2 protein-coding genes are annotated in these 1,450 nt (G+C 56.1%); both read right to left on the bottom strand.

Features of this window, described 5'->3' with window-relative positions:
• Positions 1-95: 95 nt before the first annotated feature.
• Positions 96-824, bottom strand: a complete 729-nt coding sequence (locus tag LDN95_RS23025; protein WP_226019828.1) for a hypothetical protein — start codon at positions 822-824, stop codon at positions 96-98.
• A gap of 9 nt (positions 825-833) precedes the next feature.
• A complete protein-coding gene (locus tag LDN95_RS23020; RefSeq protein ID WP_226019827.1) occupies positions 834-1,304 on the bottom strand; it encodes a hypothetical protein in 471 nt (156 codons plus the stop codon).
• Positions 1,305-1,450 lie beyond the last annotated feature (146 nt).

The following is a 1,450-nucleotide window of genomic DNA, read 5'->3' as shown; positions in this document are numbered from 1 at the left end:
CTCCACCACCAACATCCCGATCTCGCCACCTGGAAAACCAGGCAGCCCGCTACACCATCGGAATGAGGGGTCCCTTTTAGACGCCGATCACCCCGCTAACGGGGTCCCTTTTGCACGCCGGTCCACACCGCAAGGCAAGAAACGTCGTATTTTTGCCCTGTAGCGAAAATCACTGCCAAATCAGGCGGTACGAAAATGTCATCCCGGGGAGTGCGGATGAAGGCGAAGGACTTGCCTTCGTGACGCTCCAATCGCCCCGACATTGTTTCGCACAAGCCCGGCAATTCGACAGCTTGTGAGGACCGCCAGTCCAACGGTGGACCGTCGGGTTCTGCGCGCCCCACTTCCAAAGTTGTCCCTGCTACGAGGTCGGCAATCTGGGGGAACCTGGCGTGTTTCAGCGCAATTCCCGAATTTACGCCCGTGGCAATATAGCTGAGCGCCTTGTCCTTGTTAACGTGATCAACGACCCCTTGGACATAGGTAAGGCTCTTGCGATCCAAACTGCGAAGAAGTGCCGTTGCCGCCGAACTCGCATCGGGCAAATCTTGCATGCTGCCATCGCCATTGATGCGCGAAAACCACTCGCTGCTTGCTGACTGCTGCAGTTCCTGGGGGATCTTGTACCCTGACTGTTCGCGGTATTTAAGCGCAAGCGATGTTTGGCGGGCAGCTTCGGCGTAGCGCTTTGCCAACGCAAGTCGATGGGCGAGATGGATGCGAATTTTCGCCACCTCTTGCTCTTCTCTTGCGAGTTGAGTGGCGTACACAAAACAGATCAACGCATCGTCGGGCCGTGACTTCTCGAGTATCTCGCCGAGCAAGGCCCAGGTCTAAGCGGCGCGGGACTGGCGCCGTAAGACCGGTGCCAAGCGCTTGATCGCAAGTTCATCTTCTCCGCGAGCCAGGTGAGCTTTGCTCTGGTAGTAATTTAGCCACTGATCGCTGGGATTTTCGACTAATGATTTGTCGAGAATGCCCAATCCCCAGTCAATCAACTCGGAAGACGATTGACCATCGGCAAGACGTGCTGCAGCTTCTCTGCAGATCGCACGTCGGAAGCGCTGTTCCAGGCTGTCGATTGTTTTGCCTTTGTCATTGACGAACGGCTGCCGATCATCATCGGAAAAATCATCTGTCCCGGCCCAACGCGCAAATCCGAGAAACTCGCGCCAGTCCTTCGAAACCTTGCCCGCCAGACGCAGCATCTGGGAAAAGGCGGTATCGCGTCGCAGAAGGTCTGCGAACTTGACAAATTCCCGCATGGATGGCGTGAATTGGTTGTTCAATTCAGTGGCGGACAAATGACCTGTCTCGTAGCGCGTAACTGCTCAGGAGGTTGGCAGAAAATGGTTGCGCGGTGACTCGGAGTTTGATTCACCCTGCTGATGGCCCCACCCCCGCTTCATGTGCTGAGCGAAGCTGAGAAGAACGAGCTTCTTCTGGCCCA

It is taken from the genome of Novosphingobium sp. FKTRR1 (genome assembly GCF_020404405.1).
GTDB lineage: Bacteria > Pseudomonadota > Alphaproteobacteria > Sphingomonadales > Sphingomonadaceae > Novosphingobium.
The sequence above is the reverse complement of the archived record's forward strand: the minus strand, read 5'-3'. Positions and strand labels throughout refer to the sequence as shown.